At 22.4% G+C, this 3,583-nt stretch carries 2 protein-coding genes and 2 pseudogenes; 1 reads left to right on the top strand and 3 read right to left on the bottom strand.

The window, feature by feature from the left end:
- Positions 1–128: 128 nt before the first annotated feature.
- Positions 129–409, bottom strand: a pseudogene (locus OC705_RS02585) (helicase-related protein); the annotation flags it as partial.
- 25 nt (positions 410–434) lie between these two features.
- Positions 435–713: pseudogene (locus OC705_RS02580) on the bottom strand (excinuclease ABC subunit B); the annotation flags it as partial.
- Positions 714–1,034: 321 nt separating this feature from the next.
- On the opposite strand from OC705_RS02580, the gene OC705_RS02265 reads away from it, so the two are divergent.
- Complete coding sequence (locus OC705_RS02265; protein WP_304513982.1) at positions 1,035–1,826, top strand: SVM family protein; 792 nt, start codon at positions 1,035–1,037, stop codon at positions 1,824–1,826.
- Between the two features lie 1,368 nt (positions 1,827–3,194).
- On the opposite strand, the gene OC705_RS02260 is transcribed toward OC705_RS02265, so the two are convergent.
- The gene (locus OC705_RS02260; RefSeq protein ID WP_304512656.1) at positions 3,195–3,398 is read right to left on the bottom strand and encodes an effector protein; all 204 of its coding nucleotides are present in this window, start codon (positions 3,396–3,398) and stop codon (positions 3,195–3,197) included.
- Positions 3,399–3,583: the final 185 nt, after the last annotated feature.

The raw sequence follows: 3,583 nt of genomic DNA, 5'->3' as shown, positions 1-3,583 counted from the left end.
ATCAAGATCGTTACCAAAAATTCAACAAAATTAAATTTAATTTTGTTGAAAATTACAAAAAAACAATAGAAAACCAAAAACATAAGTTAAAAGTAGAATTGCATTCTTTTTATGAATTAATTTAAAGAAATAGCTATTTTCATAGCATTAGTAATATTATCTGCATACATAATTACTTTACCTCGGATATTTTACGAGCTGCTCTTCCGATAATTTGAATTAAACTGCTTTCATTTCGTAAAAATCCAGCTTTATCAGCATCTAGAATAATCATTAAAGAAACCTCAGGTAAATCTAAACCTTCTCGTAATAAATTTACTCCGATTACACAATCATAAATACCCATACGTAATTTTTGTAAAATTTGTAAACGTTGTAAAGCTGGGATTTTGCTATGTAAAAAAGTAACTTTAATACCCATTTTTTTATACACCACCTATTCCGAAAATACAAGATACTGACGATACTACAATAACATCGTCATGATTAATTAAAGAGTTAATAGCGTTATGACGTAACTCTACTATTTCTTCGTTAATAATTTTTTCTTTTTCAATATAAAGATCACGAGATACAATATATGATTCTGGTTGATAATAATCATAATAAGAAATAAAATATTCAACTTTATTATCAGGAAATATTTCTTTTAGTTCATTAAAAATTTGTCCCGCTAAAGTTTTATTATGCGCAATAATTAAAGTTTTTTTATTATTTGTTCGCCGTTTTTTCATTTTGATTAAAAACAAACAAAAATAACCAATATATTTGTATCTTTATTAGTTAATTACTTCAAAAACGTTATGTAGAAAAAAGGATGAAGCGCGGCTTTTGTTTATAATTCTGATTTTGAATTAACTGATTTTCGTCTTCACTTTAATCCTGTTCAAACAACTTTATCACTTTCTCAAGATAAATATAACTACAATAAAATCAAAAAAGCTGAATATAATAAAAGAACAACCATCCTTGAATGGTAATAAAATTTAACAATTTCCAATATATTAAATTTTAAGAAATAAAAACAAAAGGAAATTAAATTAATGTTTAAATTAGTTTTATTTATTAGTTTAGGATTTTTTTTAATTATTCATAATTATCAAGTGATGGCTATGGAAGATTTATTTCATGAAGAAATTCAAGAAATTACAGAAACAGATTTAGAAGAAAATGAAGAAATAATAAATAATATAAATAAAATAAATATTATGACTAAACAAAAATTTGTGTCTTTTCATGAAATAGGGCATGCTGTAATTGCTTTCGAATTAAGCAAAAGAAGTAAAGAGTATCCAGGACTAATAAAACTTAAAAAAATAAAATTAAAACAAGATGATGAAAAAATTGATGGTAGCACCGATTTTTCTTTCGATAGAAACAATTTGTTTGGACATTTATTTGCATTATCTGTTTATTATGGAGGTTTAGAAGCGGAAAAAATAATTACAACATCTATAGAAGAAATTAAAAGTAGAGGTCAACATGATGAAAAAGATATCGAAAAAACAGCTCAATATATCATAGAAAGAGGATGGTTTTTAGGAGATTTATATTTATCAACTGATTCTTTAGAAATAAGAAAAGATAAAATAAAAAATATTGCTCAAACAAAAACAAAAGAAATAATTCAACAATATCAAGAATTTTTATCTCCCCTTGCTGATGAATTATTAAAAAGAGAAGTTATTGAAATTAAAGAATTTCAAAAATTACTAAAAGATTTAATTGTTCAAAAAAAACTTTCTCAAAAACCAAAAAAACCAGAAATAATTGAACAATCAAATTATAATCATACAAAATCTAAATGTGATTGTGTTATTTTATAAAAAATAGCTAACAAAAAATAAATCGAATTGAGGTGTTCCAAAACTTTAAACACTTTTTACTTTTTAAAAAAACTTGAAGACTAACTATTAAGTTAGTCTTTTTTGTGTAAAAAATTAAAAAATAATTTCCTGTTTTTTCTAAAAATTTTTTTAGAAAAGAATGTAATGTTAAGGCAAAAAATTATTTAAAGAATTTTTAAAAAATAAAAATAATTTAATAATAAGAAATCTTTATCTTTAGTAAAAAATTAGTTTGTCAATTTTAATATTATTCTCGTGTTTTAACTAAAGAAGATGGTTTGGCGGTGCTTAATCAGAGCTCTCAATTTAGGTTATAATTTTACTATCCATGCTACTTTCGCCATCAAATTTGAAATCAGAGAACTAATCGAAAAAAGTCATTCACTTTAAATCAAATAAATTTAATTCCGATAATTATGATATTATTTTTGAATAAGAATATTCAATTTCACGACTTCTCAAATATAAATCAAAATCTACGGATAAATAATTTTTTTGTAATAAAATTTCACATAATTTAAGAAATTTTTTAAATAAATCTATATAACAAGAGAATTAATAATAAATCACAAACAACCAAAATCCAAATCAAATTAGAATATTTTTTTTATTAAGCATTTTAAAAACACTGAGAGGAAGATGAAGAAGTTTAAATTTGATTTTGAGAAGATAATTTTTTTAATAAATTAGTAAAAAGAATAAATTCTTGAAGATTTAAATAACGAAGGATAAACAAACAAAACACAAAAGAACCAAATTTAGATAAGAAACTAGTCAACCAAATATCCAATTAATAATCCATTTAAGAAACATTTCAAAGTTAAAAAATAAGCAAAAAATTTTAATTGTAGATAAATTACTTTGAAAAACAGTATTTAACTAAGTAATAGGAATAGTAATATTATGGATATTTTGAATCATATTAAAATGATAATAAACAAAATTGAAAATAGCTATTAAAAATGTTACAACAAAAACAAATTTCATTATAAACCTCATTGTAGTTTTTAAATATCTGATTAATTTTTGTATTCAGGTATTTTTTTTATTTATACAGTTTATCAAAAAAATAAAATGCCCTAATCATAAAAATTTTGTTAAAAATTATTAGAACATATATTTTTTTACTATAATAAAAATTTGTTTTTGATATTTTTGTTTCTTATATTAAAGATAAAAAAACCAAAATAATAATTTTTAGAAATAAAAATCAATAAAATAAATCATTTCTTCAATAAAAAATCCGTATTTAAATTCAATTATTAGATAAATTCATTTTTATTAACAGAAATAAAAAAGACTCTCGTTTTGAGAGTCTTTATGATTTAATGAACAAATTTAATTTATTTAATTTCTACGAGAATTATTTGAACGATTTGAACGATTTAAATGTTGTGGTGGCATAGCGTTATTTAAAATTATTTGTTGATTGGAAATCCTTTGGCTTAATTGTATATTTTGTGCCATTAAATTATTAATAAATTCTTCAGAAGCATTATTTGCTCTAGCCTGAAAAATTTGTTGTACCAATTGAGCTTGTTGTAAATTCAAATTTAGTAAAATATTTGCTTGTATTTCAAAATCTGACTGATTATTATTTATATTATGAATACGGATAGATTAATTGCGTTTTATTCAGCGATTTATCTTTGCTGTTTTATTTACAATCAGCCCCCGTCCAAACCGGACAAGCAAGTTTCCCAGCATCCGGCTTTCCATAATTTACTCTCTTTCGA

This window comes from Candidatus Phytoplasma fabacearum (genome assembly GCF_030586805.1).
GTDB lineage: Bacteria > Bacillota_I > Bacilli_A > Acholeplasmatales > Acholeplasmataceae > Phytoplasma > Phytoplasma fabacearum.
The sequence above is the reverse complement of the archived record's forward strand: the minus strand, read 5'-3'. Positions and strand labels throughout refer to the sequence as shown.